The following is a 26,701-nucleotide window of genomic DNA, read 5'->3' as shown; positions in this document are numbered from 1 at the left end:
GCCAGCCCACCGCCAGGAGCGCAGCACATGGACCTCAAGGACATCGAGCAGGACCTCGCAGGCGTCCTCCACACCGAAGAGGAGCTGCACGCTCGCCTCGAGGAGCTCGCACGCGAGATCGAGCGCGACTACGAGGGCCGGTCGATCCTGCTCGTCGGCGTGCTGCGCGGCGCCGTCATGGTCATGGCCGACCTGTCGCGTGCGCTGAAGCGCGATCTGGAGATGGACTGGATGGCCGTGTCGTCGTACGGCTCCGGCACCACCTCGAGCGGCGTCGTGCGCATCCTCAAGGACCTCGACACCGACATCACCGGCCGCGACGTGCTCATCGTCGAGGACATCATCGACTCGGGCCTCACGCTCTCGTGGCTGCAGGCGAACCTGCGCTCGCGTGGCGCCGCATCCGTCGAGATCTGCACGATGCTGCGCAAGCCGGATGCGCTCAAGGTCGAGGTCGACGTGCGCTACTGCGGGTTCGACATCCCCAACGACTTCGTCATCGGCTACGGCCTCGACTACGCCGAGCGCTACCGCAACCTGCGGGGCGTCGCCGTGCTCGCGCCGCACGTCTACGCGCCTGCGGACGAGGCCTGAGCCACCGGCCGCTCCACGGCTGCGCTGGGCGTCGCCACAGGCTCCGTCGCCTGCAGCGAACAGCGGCGGGACGCCCGGCGGCGCACGGGTAGCCTGATGGGCACCGACGCGACGCAAGGACGTGTGTTGAACATCAAGAAGCTGCTGCGCGGCCCCATCCCGTGGGTCGTGCTCGCCCTCATCATCGGCGTGTTCGCATTCACGCTCCTCAACTCCGACACGTACCGCGAGATCGACACCGATCAGGGCATCGATCTCATCGAGTCGGGAGCGGTGCAGCGGGCCGAGATCATCGACGGCGAGCAGCGCGTCACGCTCGTGCTCTCCGACGTCGACGACGACCTCGGCACCGATCGCGTGCAGTTCTACTACGTCTCGCAGCGCGGCGAGGCGATCGTGCAGGCCATCACCGACGCCGATCCGTCCGACGGCTACGACGACACCGTGCCGCAGTCCAGCTGGTTCATGACGCTGCTGAGCATCCTGCTGCCCGTGCTGCTGCTCGGCGCGCTCTTCTACTTCATCATGACCCGCATGGCCGGCGGTGGCCGCGGCGTCATGCAGTTCGGCAAGTCGAAGGCCCAGATGGTCTCGAAGGACATGCCGCAGGTGAAGTTCTCCGACGTCGCCGGCGCCGACGAGGCCGTCGAGGAGCTGTCGGAGATCAAGGAGTTCCTGCAGGACCCGGCGAAGTTCCAGGCCGTCGGCGCCCGCATCCCGAAGGGCGTGCTGCTGTACGGCCCTCCCGGCACGGGCAAGACCCTGCTCGCGCGCGCCGTCGCCGGCGAGGCGGGCGTGCCGTTCTACTCGATCTCGGGCTCGGACTTCGTCGAGATGTTCGTGGGCGTCGGCGCGAGCCGCGTGCGCGACCTGTTCGAGCAGGCGAAGCAGAACGCGCCGGCCATCATCTTCGTCGACGAGATCGACGCCGTCGGTCGTCACCGCGGCGCAGGCATGGGCGGCGGCCACGACGAGCGCGAGCAGACGCTCAACCAGATGCTCGTCGAGATGGACGGCTTCGACGTCAAGACGAACGTCATCCTCATCGCGGCGACGAACCGCCCCGACATCCTCGACCCCGCGCTGCTGCGCCCCGGCCGCTTCGACCGCCAGATCGGCGTGGATGCACCCGACATGGCAGGCCGCGAGACGATCCTGCGCGTGCACGCCAAGGGCAAGCCGATGGCCGACGACGTCGACCTCGCCGTGCTCGCGCGCAAGACGCCCGGCTTCACGGGTGCCGACCTCGCGAACGTGCTCAACGAGGCCGCGCTGCTCACGGCGCGCACGAACCAGAAGCACCTCACGAACGAGTCGCTCGACGAGGCCGTCGACCGCGTCATGGCCGGCCCGCAGCGCCGCACGCGCGTCATGAACGACAAGGAGCGCCTCATCACGGCGTACCACGAGGGCGGTCACGCGCTCGCGGCCGCGGCGATGAACCACTCCGACCCCGTCACGAAGGTCACGATCCTGCCCCGCGGCCGCGCGCTCGGCTACACGATGGTCATGCCCGTGAACGACAAGTACTCGGTCACGCGCAACGAGCTGCTCGACCAGCTCACCTACGCCATGGGCGGCCGCGTCGCCGAGGAGATCGTCTTCCACGACCCCACGACGGGCGCGTCGAACGACATCGAGAAGGCCACGGGCATCGCCCGCAAGATGGTCACCGAGTACGGCATGACGTCGATGCTGGGCGCCGTAAAGCTCGGCGGCGGCAGCGGCGAGGTCTTCATGGGCCGCGACATGGGCCACGGCCGCGACTACTCCGAGGACGTCGCGCGCGAGGTCGACTCCGCCGTGCGCGCGCTCATCGAGCAGGCGCACGACGAGGCCTGGACCGTGCTGAACGCGAACCGCGTCGTGCTCGACCGCCTCGCGACCGACCTCATGGAGAAGGAGACGCTCGACCACATCCAGCTCGCCGCGATCTTCGAGGACGTGCAGAAGCTCACGCCGCGCGAGCAGTGGCTCTCGAGCACCGGCCGGCCCGTGAGCGACCAGCCGCCGATCTCGCTGCCCGTGTCGCAGCAGGTCGACGCCGCCGTCGAGGTGGATGCCGACGAACCGGGCGCGGAAGGCGCGAGCGGAGCCTGACGATGGCGGTGGATCGGGCACGCGTCGCCGCGGCGGTGGGCGAGCTGCTCGCCGCGATCGGCGACGACCCCACGCGGCAGGGCCTCGCCGAGACGCCCCGCCGCGTCGCCGAGGCGTACGCCGACTACTTCTCGGGCGTCGGCGTCGACGCCGCCGAGCAGCTCGCCGACACCACGAGCCTCGAGGGCGAGACGGGCGAGCTCGTGCTCGTGCGCGGCATCGAGCTGCGCTCGATCTGCGAGCACCACCTGCTGCCGTTCACGGGCACGGCGCACGTCGCCTACCTGCCCGGCGAGCGCATCGTCGGCCTCGGCCGCATCCCCGCCGTCGTCGACACGGTCGCGTCGCGACCGCAGATCCAGGAGCGGCTCACCGACGAGATCGCCGACGCGCTCGTGCGCGGCCTCGAGCCGCGCGGCGTGCTCGTGGTGGTCGAGGCGACGCACGGCTGCGTCACGGCGCGGGGCGCCCGCCAGGTGCGGTCGTCGACCGTGACGATGGCGAGCCGCGGCGTGCTCGCCGAGCCGATCGAGCGCGCCGAGATCATGGCGCTGATCGGGGAGTCGCGGTGACGCGCATCCTCGGCGTGCTCAACGTGACGCCCGACTCGTTCAGCGACGGCGGCAGGTTCGAGGATGCGGGGGCCGCGATCGCGCACGCCCGCCGCCTGCGGCTGCAGGGCGCCGACGTCGTCGACGTCGGCGGCGAGTCGACGCGGCCGGGTGCGACGCCCGTCGCCGTCGAGGCGGAGCTGGCGCGCATCCTGCCCGTCGTGCAGGCACTGTCGTCGGGCGGCATCGCCGTGTCGATCGACACGATGCACGCCGACACCGCCCGTGCGGCGGTCGAGGCGGGCGCGACGATCGTGAACGACGTCTCGGGCGGCCTCGCCGACGCACGCATGGCATCCGTCGTCGCCGACCTCGGCGTCACGTACGTGCTCACGCACTGGCGCGGCCACGACCTCGCGCTCGGCACGACGTACGGCGACGTCGTCGCCGACGTGCGCGACGAGCTCTCGGCACGCGTCGACGCCGTCGTCGCCGCGGGCATCGACCCGGCCCGGATCGTGCTCGACCCGGGCCTCGGCTTCTCGAAGGACGCCGACGACAACTGGCGGCTCATCGCGGGCCTCGACCGCATCGTCGACCTCGGGCTGCCCGTGCTCGTCGGTGCGAGCCGCAAGCGGTTCCTCGGCGCGCTGCTGCCGGCGGACGCGCCGATGGATGCGCGCGACCACGGCACGGCCGCGCTGTCGGTGCTCGCGGCGCAGGCGGGCGCGTGGGGCGTGCGCGTGCACGACGTCGTGTCGACCAGGCGCGTGCTCGACGTGCTCGACGCCGTCGGTGCCGTCGAGCGCCGACCCGCACCCGTCGTGGGCGTCGCCGACCGCATCGAGCTGCGCGGGCTCGAGGCCTTCGCGCACCACGGCGTCTTCGAGCACGAGCGCCGCGACGGGCAGCGCTTCGTCATCGACCTCGACGTCGAGGTCGACCTGGCCACCGCCGCGCGCGGCGACGAGCTCGCCCGCACCGTGCACTACGGCGAGCTCGCCGAGGCCGTCGTCGCCGCCGTCGAGCGCGACCCCGTCGACCTCATCGAGACCGTCGCCGAGCGCGTCGCCGCCGTCGCCCTCGGCTTCGCCGCCGCGCAACGCGTGCGCGTCACGGTGCACAAGCCGAGCGCGCCCATCGCGGTGCCGTTCGGCGACGTGGCCGTCACGATCGAGCGCGGGCGCGCGTGATGCTGCGCGAGGCCGAGGCCGTGCTGTCGATCGGTGCGAACCTCGGCGATCGGGCCGTGCTCGTGCGACAGGCGATCGACCTGCTCGACCGCGCCCCCGGCATCCGCGTCACCGCTCGCTCGGGGCTGTGGGAGTCGCCCGCCTGGAAGCCCGACGGCGCCGACGGCGCCCCCGACTACGTCAACGCCGTCGCGATCGTGCGCACCGTGCTCGAGCCGCTCGACCTGCTCGACGCCGTCCACGCGATCGAGGATGCGCTTGGCCGCGTGCGCGTGGAGCGCTTCGGCGACCGCACGATGGACGTCGACGTCGTCGCCTACGACCGCGTCGTCTCCTCCGACCCGGTGCTGACGCTGCCGCATCCGCGCGCGCACGAGCGGCAGTTCGTGCTGCAGCCGTGGCTCGAGGTGCAGCCCGACGCCGAGCTGCCCGAGCACGGCGGCATCGCCGAGCTCGCCGAGTGCGCGCACGGCGACGTGTGGCCGTACCGCGAGGGGCGCGCATGACGCGCACGTCGACCACGACCCTCGTCGTCACGTGGATCGTCGCGGCCGCCGCGGGGTTCGCGGTGGATGCGATGCTCGCGAGCGCCGGGCGGCCCATCCTGCCGTTGCCGCCGACGATCGGCGTCGTGATGGCAGGCATCGCCGTCGTGCTCGTGGCGTTCGCGTGGCCCGTGCGGCAGATGGTGCGCGGCGGCCGCAAGGTCGGCTTCCGGCACGCGACGGGCGTGCTCGCGGGCGCGAAGGCGTCGGCGCTCGTCGCGGGCGTGCTCGGCGGCTGGGCGAGCGGCGCGCTGCTGTTCCTGCTCACGCGCGCCGCCGTGTCCGGCGATGCCGTGACGATGTCGCTCGCGACGATGGGCGGCGCGGTGCTGCTGCTCGTCGCGGCGCTGCTCGCCGAGTCGTGGTGCATGCTGCCGCCCGACGAGGACGGCGCGTCGCCGGCCTGACCCGACAGCTGGTCGAGGAGCGCGCGAGCCCGAAGGGCGAGCACGCGTCACGAGGCCACGCGACAGCGGCTCCTGCTCAGCCACGCGCATGGTCGCGCCGGGCGGGCACGTCGCGTGGTCTCGTGACGCGTGCTCGCTGCGCTCGCGCGCTCCTCGACCAGCTGACGGGCGAACCTCCCGGCCCCGCTCGATCGGCTGCACCGCATCCCCCGCCCGGCGTCCGCCGCAAGCGGGAGCCGCCGTGCAGCCCCGCGGCCTAGCCTGGACGCATGGAGCGCATCGACCTGGCCGCCGACTGGCGCCGCGTGAGCCCGCGGTACGCGTGGGCAGAGCTGTGGACCTCCGCCATCTGGGGCGCGATCATCGCGGCCGCCGTCGGCGTCTTCCTCTGGCTCGTGAGCGACTGGCCCCGCTGGGTGCCGATCGCGATCGGTGCGGGCGTGCTCGTCTTCTTCGTGCTCACGGGCCTCTTCGGCTTCCTGCGCGTGCGCACGATCGGCTTCCTCATGCGCGACGACGACCTGCTCGTGCGCCGCGGCATGCTGTTCCGCCGCTTCGTGAGCGTGCCGTACGGCCGCATGCAGGTCGTCGACGTGACGCAGGGCCCCGTCGAGCGCATGCTCGACCTCAAGACGCTGAAGTTCGTCACGGCGGCGGCGACGAGCGCCGTCACGATCCCGGGCCTGCCCGGGTCGGATGCCGAGGTGCTGCGCGACGAGCTCGTGGCGGTCGCGGAGTCCCGTCGGGCGGGGCTGTGACCGACCCGCTCGCGCCGCCGCCGCCCGGCGACGGGCAGCGCGAGCGGATCCTGCCGCCGCCGCCCGGCGACGGGCAGCGCGAGCGGATCCTGCCGCCGCCGGCCGCGGCGACGATGGTGCCGCCCGCCGAGCAGCCGCCCGTCGAGGCGCAGGAGCGCGCCCGCTCGCTCGTCGACGGCGAGTGGCACCGCCTGCACCCCGCGACGCCGCTGCTGCGCGGCGGCCTCGCCGTGATCGTCGCCGCCTTCTTCCTGCTGAACACGCTGCGCGACCGCGTCGTCGCGCTCTTCCTGCCGGAGGACTTCGACTACGACGGCGACGCACCCGATGCGATCGAGGCGGCCGAGCAGCTGGCGCGCAGCGGCACGCTCATCTGGGTGCTGCTGGGACTCGTCGCGGTGCTCGCGCTGTGCGTGCTGGGCTTCTGGCTCGCGTGGCGCGTGCACACGTTCCGCGTCACGGGCGACGTCGTCGAGGTGCGGCAGGGCATCCTGTTCCGCTCGCACCGGCGCGCGCCGCTCGCCCGCATCCAGGGCGTCAACCTCGAGAAGCCGTGGTTCGCGCGCATCTTCGGCGCCTGCAAGCTCGAGATCCAGTCGGCGGGTGCCGACGCGAACGTCGACCTCGCCTACCTGTCGAACGGGCTCGCGGACGCGCTGCGCTACGAGATCCTCGCGCGAGCAGCCGGCCGCACGTCGTCGCAGCAGCACCAGCAGCAGACGGGCTCGCGCACGCAGCGCGTCGTCGACGACTTCCTGCGCCCCGACGCCGAGCTCGCCGGCATCGCGCCGACGTCGCTCGTGCGCCTCAAGCCCGGCACGGTCATCGTGTCGTCGCTGCTCGACCTGGGGCTCGTCATCGGCGTGCTCGTCTCGGTCGCAGCCGTCGTCGTCATGGTCGTGCTCGACATCCCGTGGCTGCTCTTCACGCTCATCCCCACCGTGATCTCGGTCGTGAGCATCACGGTGCGCACGCTGTCGCAGAAGCTGCGGTACTCGATCGCGCAGACGCCCGACGGCATCCGCCTCGCCTACGGGCTGCTGTCGACGACGACCGAGGTGCTGCCGCCCGGCCGCGTGTTCTCGATCACCGTGAGCCAGCCGCTGCTGTGGCGGCCGATGGGCTGGTGGAAGATCGCGTTCACCCGCGCGACGAAGACGACGGATGCGTCGTCGGGCCAGCAGCGGCAGTACGCGAACATGCTGCTGCCCGTCGGGTCGCTCGCCGACGTCGACACCGTCATCGGCCTCGTGCTGCCCGAGCTGCGCGGCACCCGGCTGCTGCGCGACGGCCTCGTGGGTCGCGGCGTCGTGGAGGCGGATGCGGATGCGGTCGCCGAGGACGGCGACGCCCCCGCCCCGGCGCACGACGGCTTCGTGACGACGCCGCGGTCGGCGCGCATCCTGCGCCCGCTGTCGTGGCGGCGCAACGGCGTCGCGATCGCCGACGACGCCGTGCTGCTGCGCAAGGGCCGCATCTGGCGGTCGCTCGGCATCGTGCCGCTCGCGCGCACGCAGTCGTTCGCGATGCATCAGGGCCCGCTCGAAGGCGCGCTGGGGGTCGCGCACCTCGCGGTGCACGTCGTGGGCAACGCGTTCTCGCCGACGATCGGCGCGCTCGCGGTCGACGATGCGCAGCGCACGTTCGCGCACGCCCGCGAGGTCGTGCCTGCGGCGATCGGCGCCGACACGACCGAGACGTGGCACGTGCGCGAGCCCGAGCCCGCGATGCCGGGCGAGCCCGTGCGACCGGGTACGGTCGATGGGTTCGCAGGACCCATCGACGTGGAGCAGCAGCACGTGACGAATCGAACGGACGCGGCCGCCCCGACGGCGCCGGCTCCGCAGCAGCACCCGGGCGCCGAGGCGCGCGGCGACGAGCACCAGCGGTGAAGCCTGCTCGTCTCGGCGTCGGCATCGTCGGCGCCGGCCACGTCGGCCCTGTCCTCGGTGCAGCGCTCGCGGGCGCCGGCCACGCGCTCGTGGGCATCTCGGGCGGCGGCGATCGCGTCGAGGTCATGCTGCCCGACCTGCCGGTGCTCGACGTGCCGACGATCGTCGAGCGCGCCGAGCTCGTGATCCTCGCCGTGCCGACCGACCAGCTCGAGGGGCTCGTCGCGGGCCTCGCGGCGACGGGGGCGTGGCAGCCGGGCCAGCTCGTGGTGCACACGGCCGCCGAGCACGGGGTCGAGGTGCTCGAGCCCGCCCGTGCCGCGGGCGCCATCCCGCTCGCGATCCACCCGGCGATGGCGTTCACGGGCACGACGCTCGACCTCACGCGACTGCGCGACGCGGTGTGCGCCGTCACGGCGCCAGCGCCCGTGCTGCCCATCGCGCAGGCGCTCGTCGTCGAGCTGGGCGCCGAGCCCGTCGTCGTCGCCGAGGCCGACCGCGCCGACTACGCCGCCGCCGTCGCGATGGCGACCGAGGTGGGGGAGCGGGTCGTGACCGACGCGCTCTCGCGCCTCGCCGAGATCGGCGTCGCACGCCCCGTGCGGCTGCTGGGACCCATCGTGCGATCGAGCGTCGAGCGTGCGCTCTCGCGCGCGCCGTCGCATCCCGAGGCGGATACGATCGGCGACGACCTGGAGGCGCTGTAGTGGAGACCCTGACCACGATCGCCGCCGTGCGCGATGCGGTACGGGCGGCGCGGAGCCGCGGCGAGCGCGTCGCCCTCGTGCCCACGATGGGCGCGCTGCACGACGGCCACGTCGCGCTCGTCGACGCCGCGCGCGAGCATGCGGACACCGTCATCGTGTCGATCTTCGTGAACCCGATGCAGTTCGGCCCTCGCGAGGACCTCTCGCGCTACCCGCGCGACCTCGACGCCGACCGCGCGCGGCTCGCGGAGGCGGGCGTCGCAGCCGTGTTCGCGCCGACCGCCGACGAGATGTACCCGTCGGGCGCGACGTCGCCGACGATCGTGACCGCCGGTCACCTCGGCACGGTGCTCGAGGGCCGCAGCCGCCCCGGCCACTACGACGGCGTGCTCACGGTCGTGTCGAAGCTGCTGCACATCGTCGGCCCCGACGTCGCGTGCTTCGGCGAGAAGGATGCGCAGCAGCTCTTCCTCGTGCAGCGCATGGCGCGCGACCTCGACATGCCCGTCGAGATCGTCGGCGTGCCGACGGTGCGCGACGTCGACGGCCTCGCGCTGTCGAGCCGCAACCGCTTCCTCTCCGACCACGACCGCCGCACGGCGCTCAACCTGTCGCGCGCGCTCGAGGCGGCCGGCTCGTCGGCCGACCGCGGCGTCGAGGCGATGATCGCGGCGGCGCAGGGCGTCATCCAGTCGAACACGGGCGTGCAGCTCGACTACCTCGCGGTCGTCGACCCCGCGACGTTCGCGTTCGTGGGCGAGGCGCACCACGGCTCCGTGCAGGTGCTCGTCGCCGCGCGCGTGGGCGACGTGCGCCTCATCGACAACGCGACCTACGCCATCCCCTGACGCGCGCGACTCGCCCTGCCGAGATCCGTCTGTGACCATCGCCGCGCGCCGGACATGACTGGTCGAGGGTGCGCACCGTGCGGGCCCGGGAGGAGGGTCGCATGCGCAGCACGCGAACCTGGATCGCAGCGGTCGGCGCCGCCGCGACGCTCACGCTCGCGACGAGCTGCTCGACCGGCGACGTCGACGACGACCCGGCGCCGGTCGACCAGGGCACGAACCCGAGCGCATCCCCGTCGCCGACCGACGAGCCCGTCGCGACGACCGAGCCCGAGGGCGTCGACTTCACGACGCAGAACGGCACGTCCTCGCTGACGCTGCCGGCCGACTGGGTCGTGCAGGACACGAGCGGCCCTGCGATCGACTACGAGGGGCGCGACATCTGGTCGAACGCGCTGCTCATCGTCGATGCCGACGGGGTCGAGCGCATCCGCTACTACGACGGCATGGCCGACGCGACGGGCACCGGCACCGCCGAGGTGCGCATCGTCGACGCCATCCCCACGCCCGACCGGCTCACGGCCGTCGCGTGGTGGGTGTCGGCAGGCACGTCCGACGGCTCGACGCCCTTCTGGATGGCGAACGTCGCGCTCGTCGACGACCCGGGCATGCCGCTCTCGATCGTCACGATGTCGGGTCGGAGCGCCAACGTCGACGGCGTGCTCACGGGGATCCCCGAGTGCGCCGTCGTGGACTCCGAGGAGACCGCCACCGCGTGCCTCGAGTCCGACATGGTCGCCGAGACCCTCGAGGTGCTCGCGACCTTCGAACGGCATGACGTGCCCTGGGACGCCATGCCGTGACCACCCGACACGCCCGGGATGCGTCCAGCGTGACCGCAGGTCGACTCATGGACAATCCAGGGCGTGACCACCGAGCAGACCGACGAGCAGCTGTGGGCTGCCGTCGTGCGCGGTGACGGCGTCGCGTTCGCCACGGTCTTCGACCGGCACGGCGATCGCGTGTGGCGACACGTCTGGAGGATGATGCAGCACCGTCAGGATGCGGAGGACGTCGTCTCGGCGACGTTCGCCGAGGCGTGGCGCAAGCGCTCGAGCGTGCGCATCGTCGACGACTCGCTGCTGCCGTGGCTGCTCGTCACGGCCACGAACTGCGCCCGCAACGCCAGCCGCGGCAAGCGGCGTCTCGAGCGGCTCATCGCGCACATCCCGCGCGCCGACGACGCTCCCGACGCCGCCGACGTCGTCGGCGATCGCAGCGAGGCCGACGCGGCGAAGACCGCGGTCACCGAGGCGCTGCGCGCGCTGCCGCAGGCCGACGCATCGCTCATCGCGCTCGTGATGCTCGAGGAGATGCCGCTCGCCGACGCGGCCCGCGCGCTCGGCATCGGCTACGGCGCCGCCAAGACCCGCATCCATCGCGCACGCGGACGCATGCGCGCGCACCTCGAGGCGGCAGGCGTCGCCCCCACGCTCGAGGAGGTGTCATGAGCCACGAGACCGGTCCCGAGATGGACGACGAGTTCGCGCGGCGCATGCGCAGCGGCCTCGCGGCCATGGCGCCCCGCGAGGTGGCGCGCACGCGACGCATCCGCGGTCGCATCGCCGGCGGCGCGCTCGGCGCGATGGCGATCGCCGTCGTGACGGTGCTCGGCGTGCAGGTGGTCGGCGCGGGCGGGCAGGGCGGCGTGGAGGCCGTGCCGACGCCCACGCCGTCGGTCACGGCGACGCCGACGCCCGAGCCGAGCGTCGAGCCGACGCCAGAGCCGACCCCCGAGCCCACGCCGCCGCCGGGCTTCGAGGGCGTGGCCGCTGGCCAGCCCGTCGTCGTCGACACCTACGACCTGGAGGCCGTCGGCGGCTTCGGCGACACGGGCGCCGCAGGCGACGGCACCGTGTACGTGCAGCACGACGTCTACGTGCTGTGCCGTTCGCAGGGCGTCGTGCAGACGCCGACGCGCACCGTCAACTGCTCGCAACTGCAGGACGGCACCGTGATCGCCATGCTCGGCGTCTACACGGAGGAGTCCGTGGGTGCGCCGCAGCCGACGTGGAGCAGCGACTTCACCGGGGTCGTGCGCGTGACCGCACCGGGCGAGACCCCCGCGGGCACGGGCGTGGGCGGCGTCGCAGCGGTCTGGGTGCCGTGCCCCGGCGCCGACACGGTGGGCGGCGTGCCCTTCACGTGCACGTGGGAGTCGGGCACGCTCCGCGCGAGCGAGGAGGCCGCATGGGGCATCCCGTACGGCCCCGACCAGCTCGTGCCGCCCGTCACGTATCAGCCGAATCGCTCGTCGGTGATCGAGCTCGTCTTCGTGCTCGACCCGCAGCCGTGATCGCGTCGGTCGCATGCGACGTCGAGTCGTGATCGATTCGTGACCTCGCAGGCGTGACCCCCGTCGCATCCCGGACATGACGGGGTGAGCGGCGATGGCCGCACGAGAGGAGGCGGCGATGGCCGCACGCGCATCCCGCATCGCCACGACCATCGGCGCGATCGCGCTCGCGACGCTGCTGGCGTCGTGCACGCCGGCCGTCGACGTCGACGACGAGACCGTCGGCGCGAGCGCGACGCCGACGCCGAGCGCGAGCCCGGAGCCGACGCCCGAGCCGACGAGGTTCACGACGCGGAACGGCACGGCGTCGTTCGAGGTGCCGGCGGGATGGACGGTCGAGGACACGAGCGCGCTGCAGCCCCGCAGCAACCACGGCGGCCCGATCTGGCAGAACTCGGTCGCGCTGGTCGACGAGGACGGCGTGCGACGCGCGGCGTACCTCGACGGCTACGGCGACGACGTGCGCGCGGCGTCCGAGCTCGGCGACGTGCGCTCGATCCCCGCGGCCGACGGGCTGCACGCCGCCGTCTGGTGGACGAGCCCGGTCGACGGCAGCGGGTCGGTGTGGATGGAGACCGGCGTCGTGGCCGACCCGGCGGCCCCGTTCTCCACGGTCGTCCCCGAGGGCTTCGACCGTCTGCACACCTTCGTCGCGACGCTCACGAACGTGCCAGAGTGCGCCAGCGTCGTCGACCGAGCGACCGCGACCGCATGCCTCGATGCGCCCGGCACGACCGAGGCGCTCGAGCTGCTCGCGACGCTCGAGCTCGAGCCGCTGCCGTGGGATGCGATGCCCGAGGGCGTCGACCCCGTCGCGGATGCGCCGTGGATCGAGCACACGACGCCCGACGGCGCCCTCACGTTCTCGTACCCGTCGTCATGGTCGCTCGTCACGCATGACGTCGTCGCAGGCGGTCCGGGCGGCACGTTCGTCACGCTCGTGACGCCCGACGGCTATCAGGCGCTCGACATCCGCACGGGGATGGCGTCGGGCCCGTGGGGGTGCGATCCCGCGCAGCCGAACGGCTCGCCGGTGCCCATCGAGGTGCTGTCGGGCGAGGCGGTCGACCCGTTCGCGACGGCATCCATCGATCCGGGAGCGGACATCCAGCTCGTGACGTTCGACTTCGGCGGCGGCACGACGGGCGTCGCGCTGCTGCGCGCCCCCGACGTCGCGGTCGGCTGCTACGACCCCTCGATCCTGGCGGGCAGCGGACTGCTGTCGGTGACGACGCCGTGGGGCACGGACATGCAGGGACTCATCTACCACCGCTACCCGGGCGGCGTCGGCTTCGTCGGCTCGTACGAGCACGGCGTCATGCTCGAGGTGGCGCGATCGGTGGCGGTCAACGTCTGACGCGACGGCGGCGACGGGCGGATGCGGTCGGCATCCGCCCGTCGCCGTAGGATCGATGTCCGTGAGCGAGCCCACCCCGAACGCAGCCGACGTCCGCGACGACTGGGTCTCGCGGCTCGCAGACGAGGTCATCGAGAAGGCCGCGCGCCTCGGCACGACGCCCATCGTCGCCTCGGGCCTGTCGCCCTCGGGCGTCATCCACCTCGGCAACTTCCGCGAGGTCATGAGCCCGCACCTCGTGGGCGACGAGATCCGCCGCCGCGGCCTCGAGGTCGAGCACATCATCTCGTGGGACGACTACGACCGCTTCCGCAAGGTGCCCGCCGGCATCGAGGGCGTCGACGAGTCGTGGGCGCAGCACATCGGCAAGCCGCTCACGTCGGTGCCCGCCCCTCCCGGATCGCCGCACGACTCGTGGGCCGCGCACTTCCGCACGCAGGCCGAGGAGGGCTTCGCAGCCCTCGGCATCCGCTACCGCGGCATCTCGCAGACCGAGCAGTACACGTCGGGCGCGTACACCGAGCAGATCCTCGACGCCATGCGCAAGCGCCGCGAGATCGACGCGATCCTCGCGCAGTTCCGCACACTGCCCGCAGCGAAGGACGAGGACGAGGAGCTGCAGAAGGCGCTCGACGCCGGCTCGGGCGCCGCGTCGGAGGACGACGGCTCGGGCGGCGCCGAGTACTACCCGTACAAGCCGTACTGCACGGCGTGCGGCACCGACCTCACCACGATCACGGCCTACGACGACGACTCGACCGAGCTGTCGTACACGTGCCAGTGCGGCCACGTCGAGACGGTGCTGCTGCGCGAGCACCGCTCGGGCAAGCTCGTGTGGAAGGTCGACTGGCCCATGCGCTGGGCGTACGAGCGCGTCGTGTTCGAACCCTCGGGCGTCGACCACCAGTCGCCCGGCTCGTCGTTCCAGGTCGGCCTCGAGCTCGCGCCGCTGTTCGGCTGGGAGCGCCCCTACGGCCCCATGTACGCGTTCGTCGGCTTCGGTGGCGCCGCGAAGATGTCGTCGTCGCGCGGCGGCGCCCCCGCGCCCATCGACGCCCTGCAGGTCATGGAGGGCCCCGTGCTGCGCTGGCAGTACGCGCGCCGCCGCATGAACCAGTCGTTCGACGTCGCCTTCGGCTCGGAGCTGCAGCGCCTGTACGACGAGTGGGATGCGCTCGGCCGCAAGCTCGACGCCGGCACCGCCGGCGCGGCGGAGATCGCCGCGCACGCTCGCGCGATCGGCACGGCCGACGAGACGCTCGAGTCGACGCCGCACCGCGTCGCCTTCCGCACCCTCGCATCGCTCGTCGACCTGTCGACGGGCGACTCCGAGCAGCTCGTGCGCCTCGTGCGCCAGGTGGATGCGACGATCGGCGACCTCGGCACGCTGCAGCCGCGCCTCGGCCGCGTCGAGACGTGGGTCGCCACGCAGATGCCCGCCGACGAGCGCACCGTCGTGCGCGCGGCGCCGGATGCCGACACGCTCGACGCGCTCGAGCCCGGCCAGCGTGCGGCGATCGGCCTGCTGCTCGACGGCGGCGGCGGCCTGCCCGCCATCGGCGACGCGTGGTCGATCGACGGCCTCACGAACCAGGTCTACGGCGTCGTGAAGGTGCAGCGCGGCCTCGAGCCGACGGCCATCGTCAAGGGCGACAAGGAGATCGCCGCCGAGCAGCGCGCGTTCTTCACGCTGCTCTACCGCCTGCTCGTCGACCGCGACGCCGGCCCGCGCCTGCCCACGCTGCTGCTCGCGATCGGCGAGGAGCGCCTGCGGGCGCTGCTGGGGGCGTAGCGGTCTCGGCCCCGTCCCATCAGGCGTCGACTCCTCACCAGCTGGTCGAGGAGCGCGCGAGCCGCCAGGCGAGCACGCGTCACGAGACCACGCGACCGCAGCTCCTGCTCGACCGCGCTCCTGGTCGCGTCGGGTGGGCACGTCGCGAGGCCTCGTGACGGCTCCTCGCTGCGCTCGGGGCCTCCTCGACCAGCTGGTCGGGGACCGGTCGCACGCCGCGCGGTACCATGGACCCATGCCGCAGGACTTCTGGGGGAACGCGATCTTCTCGCTGATCCCGACCATCGTGATCTGCGTCGTCTTCTGGTTCGTGCTGCGCTCGATCTTCCGCGCCGACCGCACGGCCCGCCGCGTCTACGACCGGATCGAGGCCGAGGAGCGCGAGAAGGCCGGCTTGCCGCCGAAGGCCTGACGCCTGGACGACGACGCCCGCACCGTGAGGTGCGGGCGTTCGTGCGTCAGCGGTCGTCGCGAGGCTGCTCGGGCGGCGGCGTCTCGGCGGGCGGCTCCTGCGGCGTCGCCTCGACCGGCGCACCCCATCCGGGCTGCTCGGGGGCGGGATGCGGTGCCGGAGCCGGCGCAGCCTGCCAAGCCTGCTGCGGTGCCGTGGGCTGCGCCCATGGCTGAGCCGCGGGCTGCTGCGCCCATGGCTGCTGCGGCGTCGCCTGCGGCGCCCACTGCTGCGGCGCGGGCTGCTGCCAGGCCTGCTGCGGCATCCCGTATCCGGGCGCTGCGTACCCGGGTGCCTGCTGCGGCATCCCGTAGCCGGGAGCGCCGTACCCGGGCGCCGCGTACGCGGGCGCGCCCGCCATCGCCGGCGCGACGAGCATCGGCTGCGGCTTCGGGAGCAGCAGCAGCTCGGCGCCGGGCGCACCCTCGGTGCGGCGCTGCCAGCGCTTCGACATGAGGTGCACCGCGACGTACGACAGGCCGAGCGCTGCGAGGCACGCGGCGAACGCGACGAGCTGGATCCAGAACGGTCCCTCCTCGCCCGTCGACGTCGAGAACGGCGAGACGCCCATGAGCGCGAGCGGCAGCATGATGAAGACGTTGTTCGCCGTGTGCACGACGCACGCGGCCTCGAGGCCGCCGGTGCGGAACGTGAGCATGGCGCAGGTGAAGCCGACGAGCGACACCTGCAGGATCGCGAGCGGCGGGTAGCCGATGTGCGCGAGGCCGAACACGAGCCCGATCGCGCCGCCCGTCACGAGCGACGACACCCACGGGTTGCGCATCCACGAGCCCAGCTGCTGCGTGACGATGCCGCGGAAGGCGAACTCCTCGCCCGACGACTGCAGCGGCGTCGTGAGCAGCACGATCGCGACGAGCAGCCAGTCGGGCTGGAAGCGCCACTCGATCGACGGGTCGATGAGGAACGTCAGCCCCACGTACGCGGCGAAGATCGGCGCGACGACGAGCGCCGTGCGACCCACGGCGCCCCAGCGCCAACGGCCGGCGACCGAGAACGCGAAGCCCATGGCCTTGTCGCCGTACGCCGCGAGCGCCACGACGGCGCCCGGGATCATCGCCGCCCACGACAGGTTGATGCCGAGGAACGCCATGGGCGAGCCCATGACGGCGTCCATGACGAACGCCGGATCGTTCGCGGCGGCGAGCGGGTCGTCGAAGAGCGCGAGGATGCTCGGCATCATGAGCGCGAGCGCGACGACCTGGCCGAGCGCGAAGAAGCCGATCGCGATCGCCCACGCGAGGAACCAGCGACCGACGCGGCGGGGGAGCGGGCGCAGCGCCTGCGCGTAGACCTGGCCCTCGAGCGGCAGCGCCGCGGGCACGCGAGCGCGCGACGGCGGCGGAGCCGGCTGCTGCCACGCGGGCGGCGCGGCTGCGGCGACGGGCGGCTGCCACGCCTGCTGCGAGCCCCACTGCGCCTGGTAGATCGCATCCTCGCCGCGGCTGAAGCCCGACGGCACGACGCGATCGGGCGCGCGATCGGCGGTCGTCGCCGGGTTCTCGACCGCTGCGGTCGGGTCGGCGGGCTGCTGCGGGCGGCCGAGCGGCGTCGGCGCGCCGGCTCGACTCGGGTCGTCCAGGCTCACGGGACCTCCTCGCGTGGCAGGGTATCCAGCCCGCATCGGTCGCACCTGTGCGTCGACGGCCCGGCGGCGACGCCGTGCGCGATGCCGACAGCGAACAGGCCTCCGCGACGCCCGCGTTCGGTCTAGCCTCGAATCCAACGTCAGGAGGCATGCGATGTTCGAACGGTTCACCGATCGCGCCCGCCGTGTGGTCGTCCTCGCCCAAGAAGAGGCGAAGATGCTCAACCACAACTACATCGGCACCGAGCACATCCTGCTCGGCCTCATCCACGAGGGAGAGGGCATCGCCGCGAAGGCCCTCGAGCAGCTCGGGATCTCGCTCGACGCCGTGCGCGAGCAGGTGCAGGACATCATCGGCACCGGTGCGCAGCAGTCGAGCGGGCACATCCCCTTCACGCCGCGTGCGAAGAAGGTGCTCGAGCTGTCGCTGCGCGAGGCGCTGCAGCTCGGCCACAACTACATCGGCACCGAGCACGTGCTGCTCGGCCTCATCCGCGAGGGCGAGGGCGTCGCCGCGCAGGTGCTCGTCAAGTTGGGCGCCGACCTCAACCGCGTGCGCCAGACCGTGAACCAGCTGCTCTCGGGCACGCAGTCGCGCGAGTCGACCACCGTCGGTGGCGAGTCGCAGCAGCAGGGCGGCGAGCAGAAGGGGTCGCAGATCCTCGACCAGTTCGGCCGCAACCTGACGGCGGCCGCACGCGAGGGCCGGCTCGACCCCGTCATCGGGCGCGAGAAGGAGATCGAGCGGGTCATGCAGATCCTCTCGCGTCGCTCGAAGAACAACCCCGTGCTGATCGGCGAGCCCGGCGTCGGCAAGACCGCCGTCGTCGAGGGCCTCGCGCAGGCGATCGTCAAGGGCGAGGTGCCCGAGACGCTCAAGGAGAAGCAGGTCTACACGCTCGACCTCGGCTCGCTCATCGCAGGCAGCCGCTACCGCGGCGACTTCGAGGAGCGCCTCAAGAAGGTGACGAAGGAGATCCGCACGCGCGGCGACATCATCACCTTCATCGACGAGATCCACACGCTCGTCGGCGCCGGCGCTGCCGAGGGCGCGATCGACGCCGCCAACATCCTCAAGCCGCTGCTGGCTCGAGGCGAGCTGCAGACGATCGGCGCGACGACGCTCGACGAGTACCGCAAGCACTTCGAGAAGGATGCCGCGCTCGAGCGCCGCTTCCAGCCGATCCAGGTCAACGAGCCGTCGGTCGCGCACACGATCAACATCCTCAAGGGCCTGCGCGACCGCTACGAGTCGCACCACAAGGTCACGATCACCGACGGCGCCCTCGTGGCGGCGGCGAACCTCGCCGACCGCTACGTGCAGGACCGCTTCCTGCCCGACAAGGCCATCGACCTGATCGACGAGGGCGGCGCCCGCCTGCGCCTGTCGATCCTGTCGGCCCCGCCGGAGCTGCGCGAGTTCGACGAGAAGATCGCCGACGTGCGCATGCGCAAGGAGCGCGCCATCGAGGACCAGGACTTCGAGGGTGCCGCACGCCTGCGCGACGAGGAGAAGAACCTCCTCGGCGAGCGCCTGCGCCTCGAGAAGCAGTGGCGCTCGGGCGACGGCGGCCCCACGGGCACGCTCGACGAGGGCATCATCGCCGAGGTGCTGGCGAACGCGACCGGCATCCCCGTCTTCAAGCTCACCGAGGAGGAGTCCGCTCGCCTCGTGTTCATGGAGAAGGCGCTGCACGAGCGCGTCATCGGCCAGGACGAGGCCATCGGGGTGCTCGCGAAGTCGATCCGACGCCAGCGCGCCGGCCTCAAGGACCCGCGCCGCCCGGGCGGATCGTTCATCTTCGCCGGCCCCACGGGCGTCGGCAAGACCGAGCTCGCCAAGGCGCTCGCCGAGTTCCTGTTCGACGACGAGGACGCCCTCATCTCGCTCGACATGTCGGAGTACAGCGAGAAGCACACCGTCTCGCGCCTCTTCGGTGCCCCTCCCGGATTCGTCGGCTACGACGAGGGCGGCCAGCTCACCGAGAAGGTGCGCCGCAAGCCGTTCTCCGTCGTGCTGTTCGACGAGATCGAGAAGGCGCACGCCGACATCTTCAACTCGCTGCTGCAGATCCTCGAGGAGGGTCGTCTCACCGATGGTCAGGGTCGCGTCGTCGACTTCAAGAACACGATCATCATCATGACGACGAACCTCGGCACGAAGGACATCGCCGGCGGCCCCGTGGGCTTCGTGCTCGAGGGCGACACCGCCAACGACTACGACCGCATGCGGGCGAAGGTCAACGAGGAGCTGAAGAAGTCCTTCCGCCCCGAGTTCCTCAACCGCGTCGACGAGACGATCGTGTTCCCGCAGCTGACGCCGCAGGAGCTGCTGCAGATCGTCGACCTCTTCGTGAAGCGTCTCGCCGACCGCATGCTCGACCGCGACATGACGATCGAGCTGGCGACGGCGGCCAAGGAGCGACTCATCCACCTCGGCTACGACCCGGCGCTCGGCGCCCGCCCGCTGCGGCGCGCGGTGCAGCACGAGGTCGAGGACGTGCTGAGCGAGAAGATCCTGCACGGCGAGCTCACCGCGGGCGCGCACGTGCTGGTCGACTTCGTCGACGGCGCGTTCACGTTCTCGGTCGAGGACAAGCGCGGCGCTGCGGAGGCCGTGGAGGCCACCGCGAGCTGACGCGCTCCCTCGCACGCACGACGCCCCCGCATCCGATGGATGCGGGGGCGTTGGCGTTTCCGCCAGCTGGTCGAGGAGCGCCGCCCCGCCTCCAGGGGTCGTTCCCACCGCTCCCTGAGGTGCGAGCCCGAAGGTCGAGCCTCGAAGGGATCCCTGCCGATGACCTCGGTCGGGATCCCTTCGAGGCTCGCTTCGCTCGCATCTCAAGGAACGGTCATTGGGACTTCCGGCGCACCGAGACGATGCCGACGACCGGGCCCAGCACCGCGGCGGCGACGGCGAGCAGGCCGATGCCGATGAGCAGCGCGAGGTCCGACGGGCGCTCGTCGGGCTCGGCGGGCATGTCGAGCACGGGCGTCTCGCCCGACGCGACGACGACCGACTCGGGGTCGAGGCGCGAGACGGCGGCGACCGGGTCGACGACGCCGTGGCCGATCGACGGGTCGCTCGTCATGCCCTCGGCGAGCGGCGCCGTCGGCGCGTCGGCCGTGGCCATGAGCCGCTCGGCGACCTCGGCGGCCGTGAGGCTCGGCTGCTCGGCGCGCACGAGCGCAGCGGCGCCGGCGGCGTAGGCGACCGCGAGGTCGGCCTCGTCGCCCGTCACGTGGCCCGCGCCATCCGGCACCGCGCCGACGAGCCCACCGGACGGCGCAGCCAGATCGGGCACGGCGCCCAGCTGCGAGGGGTCGGCGCCGCCCTCCTCGTCGAGCGGTGCGACCGACAGCACGCCGTCGATGCTCGCGGGGAACGCGAGCGCGTCGGTCGTGGGGGCGTTGGCGGCGGCGACGACGAGCACGTCGGCCGCGACCGCCGCCTGCACGGCCTGCTCGAGCTCCGCAGAGCTCGCGGCCGACGTGAGCGGCATCGCGATGACGCGTGCGCCGCCCTGCACGGCGGCCGTGATGCCCTGCGCGAGCAGTCCGGGCAGGTCGTTCGAGAGGTAGAGGGAGTCGGGGTCGCTCGTGACGCGTACCGGCAGGATCGTCGCGCCGGGCGCGACGCCGGCGAACTCGGTGCCGTCGACCTGCCGACCCGCGATGAGCGACGCCACGAACGTGCCGCGGCCGTAGCAGTCGACGTCGCCCGTGCCGCCCGCGAGGTCGGTGCCGGGCAGCACCGACCCCTGCAGCGACGCCGAGGCCGCGCTCACGCCGGAGTCGACGACGGCGACGACGACGTCGCCCGTCGTGCGCGGCCACGCGCGCTCTGCGCCCATCCGCTGCTGGCCCCACGACGCCGTCTCGATGACCGGCGACCCTGACGTCGCCGCGCACGACGCGACGGCGGGCGTCGCTGTCGCGGCGGGCAGCAGCACGCTCGCGACGACCGCGAGCGTCGACGCAGCCGCGACGAGCCCTGCGCGCCTCATGCCACGGGCTCCGTCCAGCCGATCTGCAGTCCCTCGCCGCCGCGACGCGTGAGCAGCGCCGCACGGCCGGGAGGCAGCGGCTTGCCGCGACCGGGCGTGAACGTGAGCGGCTCGGATGCGGGCAGCGACAGCGTGAGCTCCGGCGTGTTCGACTCGTGCAGGCGGCGGATGACCGCATCCATCGCCGTACGGCTCGATCCGGCGCCCGCGCGGGCGAGGATGAGGTGCAGGCCGATGTCGCCCGCCTGCGGGATGAGCTCGACGAGCGGCGTGAGCGGCCCGCCCATGGTGCCGAGCATGAGGTCGTAGTCGTCGACGAACACGAAGTGCTCGGGGCCGCTCCACCAGTCGCGGCGGCGCAGCTGCGCGGGCGTGACGTCGGCGCTCGGCACGCGCTCGCGCAGCTCCGCCACGAGCTTCGCGACGACCTGCTCGGTCGCCGACGTCGAGAACGCCGTGGCGAACTGGTACTCCTCGGGCACCGACTCCACGACGCCGCGGCGCGGGTCGATGATCGTCACGCGGGCGTCCTCCGCCGAGTACGCGTCGACGACGCCGCTCGCGATGAGGCGCATCGCGCCCGTCTTGCCGCTCGCGGAGTCGCCGACGATGCTGAGGTGCGGCTTGGCGGCGAAGTCGTGCCACACGGGCTCGAGGTCCTGCTCGCCGTGGCCGAGCGCGATGCGCGGTCCGGGCGCCGTCGGCGCGGGCAGCAGCGCCGCGTCGAGCACGGCGGGCAGCATGCGCACCTCGGGAGCGACGACGCCGCTCCACGCCTCGCGCACGGCGTCGCCGAGGTCGCGGGATGCGGCGGCGAGGCCGTCGACGGTCGTCGCGCCGTCGATGCGCGGCACGCCGGCGAGGAAGTGCATGCCGTCGGCGTTGATGCCGCGGCCGGGCAGCTGCGGCACGGTCGCGGCCTTGCGCATGCCGTGCACCGAGTCGATCGGGTCGCCGAGCTTCAGCTCGACGCGCGTGCCGAGCTGGTCGCGCAGCGAGCTGTGCACGTCGGTCCACCGGTTCGTGGAGATCATGACGTGCACGCCGTACGCGAGGCCCTGGCGTGCGATCTCGCGCAGCGCCATGTCGTGCTGCTCGAACTCGGCGCGCAGCGCAGCCCATCCGTCGACCACGAGGAAGACGTCGCCGAACTGCTGCTCGGCGAACTCGCCCGCCGCGCGGCGCTGACGGTACTCGGCCATGCCCTCGAGCGATGCGTCGGTGAAGAACTGCTCGCGGTCGCGCAGCAGCGTGCTGACCTCGGCGATCGTGCGCGCCACCTGCTCGCCCTGACGGCGGGTGGCGACGCTGCCGACGTGCGGCAGCGACTCGAGCGTCGAGAGGCCACCGCCACCGAAGTCGATGCAGTAGACCTGCACCTCGGCGGGCGTGTGCGTGAGCGCGAGCGCGCTGACCATCGTGCGCAGCATCGTCGTCTTGCCCGACTGCGGACCGCCGGCGACGCCGACGTTGCCGCCCGCGCCGGCGAGGTCGATCTCGTACAGCTCGCGCGTCTGCTCGTACGGCTTGTCGACGACGCCGATCGGCACGGCGAGGTGGCCGGATCCGGTCCAGCCGATCGCGTGCAGGCCGCGGTCGGGGTCGGGCAGCAGCGGCGGGAGCAGCTGGTCGAGCGTGGGCGGGTCGGCGAGCGGCGGCAGCCACACCTGGTGCGCGGGCGGGCCGAAGCCGACGAGGCGGTCGACGATCATGCCCATGACGGTCTCGTCGGGCGACTCGGCCGCGGCGGGCGCGGGCGCCACCACCGCATCCTCGAGCGCGGGCTGCAGCGACTCGTCGATCGCGGGCGGTGCGACGCGCTCGGCGCGGAACACGACGACCTGCTGGCGCACCTCCTCCTGCCGCTGCTCGCGCGTGCGGCGTCGGTACGTGCCCGAGACGTACGCGGCCTTGAAGCGGGTGAGCGTGGCGACGTCGCTGCGCAGGAAGCCGTTGCCCGGCGCGTTCGGCAGCTGGTGCGCGTCGGGCACGCCGATGACGCTGCGGCTCTCCATCGCCGAGAACGTGCGCAGGCCGATGCGGTACGAGAGGTGGCTCTCGAGCTTCGTCATGCGGCCGTCCTCGAGGCGCTGGCTCGCGAGCAGCAGGTGCACGCCGAGCGAGCGGCCGAGGCGGCCGATCATGACGAAGAGCTCTGCGAAGTCGGGGTTGGATGCGAGCAGCTCGCTGAACTCGTCGACGATCACGAAGAGCGTCGGCATCGCCTCGAGCGGCGCGCCGGCGAGGCGCGCCTTCTCGTGCTCGAGCAGCGACGAGTAGTTGCCGGCCGCGCGCAGGTACTCCTGGCGGCGGTTGAGCTCGCCGGCGAGCGCATCCTGCATGCGGGTCACGAGCGTCGCCTCGTCGGCGAGGTTCGTGATGAGCGCCGACACGTGCGGCAGCTCGTCGAGGCCGAGGAAGGTCGCGCCGCCCTTGAAGTCGACGAGCACGAAGTTCAGCGTCTCCGACGAGTGCGTCATCGCCATGCCGAGCACGAGCGTGCGCAGCAGCTCGGACTTGCCGGATCCCGTGGCGCCGATGAGCAGGCCGTGCGGGCCCATGCCGCCCTGCGCGGCCTCCTTGATGTCGAGGTCGACGGGGTGGCCGCGCTCGTCGACGCCGAGGGGGATGCGCAGGCGCGAGCGGTCGAGCTGCTCGCGCATGAAGCCCTGCGGGCTCCAGCGGTCGACGTCGTCGATGCCGAGCAGCGTCGGCAGCTCGAAGTCCGAGACCATCGGCTCGCTCGCATCCGCCGACCGGCCACCGGTGCGGTAGGGCGCGATGACGCGCACGAGCGCCGTCGCCGCTGCGAGGCTCAGCGCGTCGGGCGTGCACAGCACGGTGCGCTGCACGCCCTCGGTGCGGTCGGTGCGCAGCATGTGCACGACGTCGGGCTGCACGTCGAGCAGCAGGCCCGACGTGTCGGTCTCGTCGACCTCGACGCCGAGCGTGAGCGTGGTGGTGCAGCGGTAGCCGGCGGAGGCGATGCGCGAGCCGGGCGGCGGCGCGACGCCGTCGAAGATCACGAGGTGGTACGGCTCGTCGGCCGTGGGGGCGGCGCCGGGCTCGAACCGCGAGCGGCCGTTGAGGTCGCCGTCGAGCAGCTCGGTGAAGTCGGCGACGTCGACGTCGAACAGGCGCGTCGAGCCTGCGCCGTCCTGGCTGCTGGGGTGCTGCGCGTGCGGCAGCCACTTCACCCAGTCCCAGTCGTCGGCGCGCTCGGTCGTCGTGCACACGGCGATGCGCAGCTCGTCGGGTGCGTGGGCCGTGACGGCCTGCGCGACCATGGCGCGCACCATGGCTCGCGCGGCGTCGTCGTCGCCCATGAGGCGGATGTCGGCGAGGCGACGCAGGAAGAGCGAGACGGGCAGCTGCGGCACGGAGCCGTGCACGGCGATGAAGCGACGCAGCGCGCGAGCGGAGAGCGGCTCGAGGTCGGCGATCGGCTTCGTCGAGAGCGGCGTGATGCGCTGGCTGAGGCTGTGCGAGCCCGTGCCGATGCGCACCTCGCCGAAGTCGCCGTGGCTGCCGCGGCGCTCCCAGAGGCGCGCCGTCATGGCGAGGTTCGACAGCGACGCCGGGTCGGGGTGCCGCCACGTGAGCGACGAGCGCTGCTGCGCCGCGGCGCCGCGCACCTTGGCGCGCATCTGCGCGAGGTAGCGCATGAAGTCGCGGCGGTCGCCGCGCACGGTGTTGCGGCGCTCGGCGGCGGCGCGCGTGAGCTGCACGAGCACCATGAGCACGGCGAGGCCGAGCATGCCGAGGAAGAGGCCGACGGCGAGCGCCGGGTTCCGCTGGCCGAGGAAGACGAGCATCATGACGCCGCTGATGAGCATCATCGGCACCATCATGAGCATCATCAGCGGGTCCTTCGGCTGCAGCTCGGGCAGCGAGGGCGGCTCCTGCAGCTCGATGTCGCCGGAGGGCATCTCGGGCGGCTTCGCCCGCTGCTGCCTGCGGAAGGGGATGGTGCTCATCTCGGGTCTCCTCGATGGATGCGTCACCGTGAGCACGCGCGGCACCCCCTCCTGCGGTTCACCGACGCAGCGGATCGATGGATCGGCGGATGCGATGAACCGTCGGTGAGCGCAGAGGCGTGTGCACAGCATGACGACGCTCGAACAGCGCATGGAGAGCAGCTCGACCCCGGCCCTCGGCCGGGCGCAGTCCGCGGAGGCTGCCGTCACGGCTGCGGCCGGCGCCGGCGACATGTGCCGACTGAGCGTCGTGGGGCCCACGTCGCGCGTCGAGCTGGCCGTGCCGTCGCACATCCCCATCGCCGAGCTGCTGCCGACGATCGTCGGCCACCTCGACCCCATGCTCGCGACGCGCGGCCTCGACCACGGCGGCTGGGTGCTGCAGCGGCTCGGGCATCCGCCCCTCGACGAGGACCTCGGCACCGCCGCCGCCGGTCTGCTCGACGGCGACGTGCTCTACCTGCGGCCGCGCACCGGCGCGCTCGCGCAAGCCCAGTACGACGACCTCGTCGACGGCGTGCAGTCGGTGCTGGACGCGCGCGAGGATGCGTGGGATGCGACGTGGACGCGCCGCGCGGCCCTCGCCGCCGGCGCCATCGCATGCCTCGCGGCCGTCGCGGCGGCAGCCTCGACGGGCGCGGTCGCGCCGATCGTCGTCGGCTCGCTCGCGCTCGTGCTGCTCGCTGCAGGCTCGCTCGTCGGCAGGCTCTGGGACGACGCGATCGGCTCGCTGCTCATCGGCAGCGGCGTCGTCGGCGCCGCCGTCGCCGGCGCAGGGTTGCCCGCCGCGCTCTTCCCCGACGCAGGCACGCCCGCGGTCGCAGCCGTCGCCGTCGCCGCAGCCGCCACCGGCGTCGCCTCCGGTGCCGCGGCCTACGCGCGCGGCGGCATCCGCCCCGCCCTGCTCGCCGTCGCGGGCGCGTCGATCATCGTCGTCATCGGCCTCGCCGCGCCCCTCGTGCTGCGGCTCGAGCTCGTCGCCGGCGCCGCGATCGTCGTGCTCATCGCCCTCGCGGTCGCCCGCGGCATCCCTGGCCTCGCCGCCTGGGTGGGCGGTCTCGCGGTCGACCCCGTGCCGCTGTCGACGAAGGAGTTCCAGACGGGGCTCGACGCCGTGCCCGCCGGCGAGGTCGAGCGCAAGGCCACGATCGCGCAGGCGATGGCGACCGCGCTGTGGATGGCGTGGGCGACCGTGCTGTGCGCCGCGATGTGCGTGCTCGCCCTCGACACGCACTGGTCGGGCATCGCGCTCTCGGTCGCCGCGAGCCTCGGCGTGCTGCTGCAGGCGCGCGAGCTGCACGCGACGTTGCAGCGCGGTGCCGTGCTCGTCGCGGCGGCCATGCCGATCGTCGTGCTCGCCGTCGCGCAGGCGACGCGCCTCGACACGCTGTGGCAGATCCTCATCGCCGGCGGCCTCGTGGTCGTCGCCGCCAACGCGTGCGTCGCGGCGCTGCTGCTGCCCCGCAAGCGCCTCGCGCCCACGTGGGGCCGGGCGGGCGACGTCATGCACTGGCTCTGCGCCATCGCCGTGCCCGCGCTCGCGCTCGCGGTCGTCGGCCTCTACGCGTGGGTCGCCGACCTCGTGTGAACCATCCGCGGCCGTCCGGTCGTGGTCGAAGC

21 protein-coding genes are annotated in these 26,701 nt (G+C 73.0%); 18 read left to right on the top strand and 3 right to left on the bottom strand.

Features of this window, described 5'->3' with window-relative positions; genetic code table 11:
- Positions 1-27: 27 nt before the first annotated feature.
- The 16 genes from hpt (at position 28) to BLQ67_RS05535 (ending at position 15,452) form a co-directional block, all read left to right on the top strand.
- Positions 28-594, top strand: coding sequence for a hypoxanthine phosphoribosyltransferase (gene hpt / locus BLQ67_RS05610; protein WP_092503227.1), 567 nt, complete (start codon positions 28-30; stop codon positions 592-594).
- 126 nt (positions 595-720) lie between these two features.
- The gene (gene ftsH, locus BLQ67_RS05605; protein ID WP_092503225.1) at positions 721-2,694 is read left to right on the top strand and encodes an ATP-dependent zinc metalloprotease FtsH; all 1,974 of its coding nucleotides are present in this window, start codon (positions 721-723) and stop codon (positions 2,692-2,694) included.
- 2 nt (positions 2,695-2,696) lie between these two features.
- Positions 2,697-3,266, top strand: coding sequence for a GTP cyclohydrolase I FolE (gene folE / locus BLQ67_RS05600; RefSeq protein ID WP_092503223.1), 570 nt, complete (start codon positions 2,697-2,699; stop codon positions 3,264-3,266).
- A complete protein-coding gene (folP, locus tag BLQ67_RS05595) occupies positions 3,263-4,438 on the top strand; it encodes a dihydropteroate synthase (protein WP_092503222.1) in 1,176 nt (391 codons plus the stop codon). Before folE ends, folP begins: the two co-directional genes overlap by 4 nt.
- Positions 4,438-4,944, top strand: a complete 507-nt coding sequence (gene folK / locus BLQ67_RS05590) for a 2-amino-4-hydroxy-6-hydroxymethyldihydropteridine diphosphokinase (protein ID WP_092506791.1) — start codon at positions 4,438-4,440, stop codon at positions 4,942-4,944. Before folP ends, folK begins: the two co-directional genes overlap by 1 nt.
- Positions 4,941-5,390 (top strand): DUF3180 family protein, encoded by a 450-nt coding sequence (locus tag BLQ67_RS05585; protein WP_092503220.1) that lies wholly within the window; start codon positions 4,941-4,943, stop codon positions 5,388-5,390. Before folK ends, BLQ67_RS05585 begins: the two co-directional genes overlap by 4 nt.
- Before the next feature lie 269 nt (positions 5,391-5,659).
- Positions 5,660-6,148: a PH domain-containing protein gene (locus tag BLQ67_RS05580; protein WP_092503218.1), complete on the top strand. Its 489-nt coding sequence runs from the start codon at positions 5,660-5,662 to the stop codon at positions 6,146-6,148.
- Complete coding sequence (locus BLQ67_RS05575) at positions 6,145-8,040, top strand: PH domain-containing protein (RefSeq protein WP_092503216.1); 1,896 nt, start codon at positions 6,145-6,147, stop codon at positions 8,038-8,040. The genes BLQ67_RS05580 and BLQ67_RS05575 overlap by 4 nt, the downstream gene beginning before the upstream one ends.
- Entirely contained in the window at positions 8,037-8,747 is a 711-nt protein-coding gene (locus BLQ67_RS05570; protein WP_092503214.1) for a DUF2520 domain-containing protein, read from the top strand. The genes BLQ67_RS05575 and BLQ67_RS05570 overlap by 4 nt, the downstream gene beginning before the upstream one ends.
- A complete protein-coding gene (gene panC / locus BLQ67_RS05565; RefSeq protein ID WP_092503212.1) occupies positions 8,747-9,595 on the top strand; it encodes a pantoate--beta-alanine ligase in 849 nt (282 codons plus the stop codon). The genes BLQ67_RS05570 and panC overlap by 1 nt, the downstream gene beginning before the upstream one ends.
- A 101-nt stretch (positions 9,596-9,696) precedes the next feature.
- Positions 9,697-10,398, top strand: coding sequence for a hypothetical protein (locus BLQ67_RS05560; protein WP_092503210.1), 702 nt, complete (start codon positions 9,697-9,699; stop codon positions 10,396-10,398).
- 63 nt (positions 10,399-10,461) lie between these two features.
- On the top strand, positions 10,462-11,046 hold the full coding sequence (locus BLQ67_RS05555) for an RNA polymerase sigma factor (protein WP_231945177.1): 585 nt from the start codon (positions 10,462-10,464) through the stop codon (positions 11,044-11,046).
- Positions 11,043-11,891 carry a hypothetical protein gene (locus BLQ67_RS16685; protein ID WP_092503206.1) on the top strand — a complete coding sequence of 283 codons (849 nt, stop codon included), beginning with the start codon at positions 11,043-11,045 and terminating at the stop codon, positions 11,889-11,891. The genes BLQ67_RS05555 and BLQ67_RS16685 overlap by 4 nt, the downstream gene beginning before the upstream one ends.
- A gap of 118 nt (positions 11,892-12,009) precedes the next feature.
- Entirely contained in the window at positions 12,010-13,248 is a 1,239-nt protein-coding gene (locus BLQ67_RS05545; RefSeq protein ID WP_092503204.1) for a hypothetical protein, read from the top strand.
- 61 nt (positions 13,249-13,309) lie between these two features.
- On the top strand, positions 13,310-15,040 hold the full coding sequence (locus BLQ67_RS05540) for a lysine--tRNA ligase (protein WP_231945176.1): 1,731 nt from the start codon (positions 13,310-13,312) through the stop codon (positions 15,038-15,040).
- Positions 15,041-15,275: 235 nt separating this feature from the next.
- A complete protein-coding gene (locus BLQ67_RS05535; protein ID WP_172802255.1) occupies positions 15,276-15,452 on the top strand; it encodes a hypothetical protein in 177 nt (58 codons plus the stop codon).
- Positions 15,453-15,498: 46 nt separating this feature from the next.
- On the opposite strand, the gene BLQ67_RS05530 is transcribed toward BLQ67_RS05535, so the two are convergent.
- The gene (locus BLQ67_RS05530; protein ID WP_172802254.1) at positions 15,499-17,097 is read right to left on the bottom strand and encodes a CPBP family intramembrane glutamic endopeptidase; all 1,599 of its coding nucleotides are present in this window, start codon (positions 17,095-17,097) and stop codon (positions 15,499-15,501) included.
- Between the two features lie 154 nt (positions 17,098-17,251).
- Between BLQ67_RS05530 and BLQ67_RS05525 the strand changes: the two genes are divergently transcribed.
- Positions 17,252-19,735 carry an ATP-dependent Clp protease ATP-binding subunit gene (locus tag BLQ67_RS05525; RefSeq protein WP_092503199.1) on the top strand — a complete coding sequence of 828 codons (2,484 nt, stop codon included), beginning with the start codon at positions 17,252-17,254 and terminating at the stop codon, positions 19,733-19,735.
- Between the two features lie 214 nt (positions 19,736-19,949).
- On the opposite strand, the gene BLQ67_RS05520 is transcribed toward BLQ67_RS05525, so the two are convergent.
- Complete coding sequence (locus tag BLQ67_RS05520) at positions 19,950-21,104, bottom strand: S8 family serine peptidase (RefSeq protein WP_092503197.1); 1,155 nt, start codon at positions 21,102-21,104, stop codon at positions 19,950-19,952.
- Entirely contained in the window at positions 21,101-25,081 is a 3,981-nt protein-coding gene (gene eccCa / locus BLQ67_RS05515; RefSeq protein ID WP_092503195.1) for a type VII secretion protein EccCa, read from the bottom strand. Before eccCa ends, BLQ67_RS05520 begins: the two co-directional genes overlap by 4 nt.
- Positions 25,082-25,211: 130 nt before the next feature.
- On the opposite strand from eccCa, the gene eccD reads away from it, so the two are divergent.
- Positions 25,212-26,669, top strand: a complete 1,458-nt coding sequence (gene eccD / locus BLQ67_RS05510; protein ID WP_092503193.1) for a type VII secretion integral membrane protein EccD — start codon at positions 25,212-25,214, stop codon at positions 26,667-26,669.
- Positions 26,670-26,701: the final 32 nt, after the last annotated feature.

Source organism: Agrococcus jejuensis, assembly GCF_900099705.1.
Lineage (GTDB): Bacteria > Actinomycetota > Actinomycetes > Actinomycetales > Microbacteriaceae > Agrococcus > Agrococcus jejuensis.
Note: the sequence above shows the minus strand (reverse complement) of the source record. Positions and strands in the feature narration are given on the sequence as shown.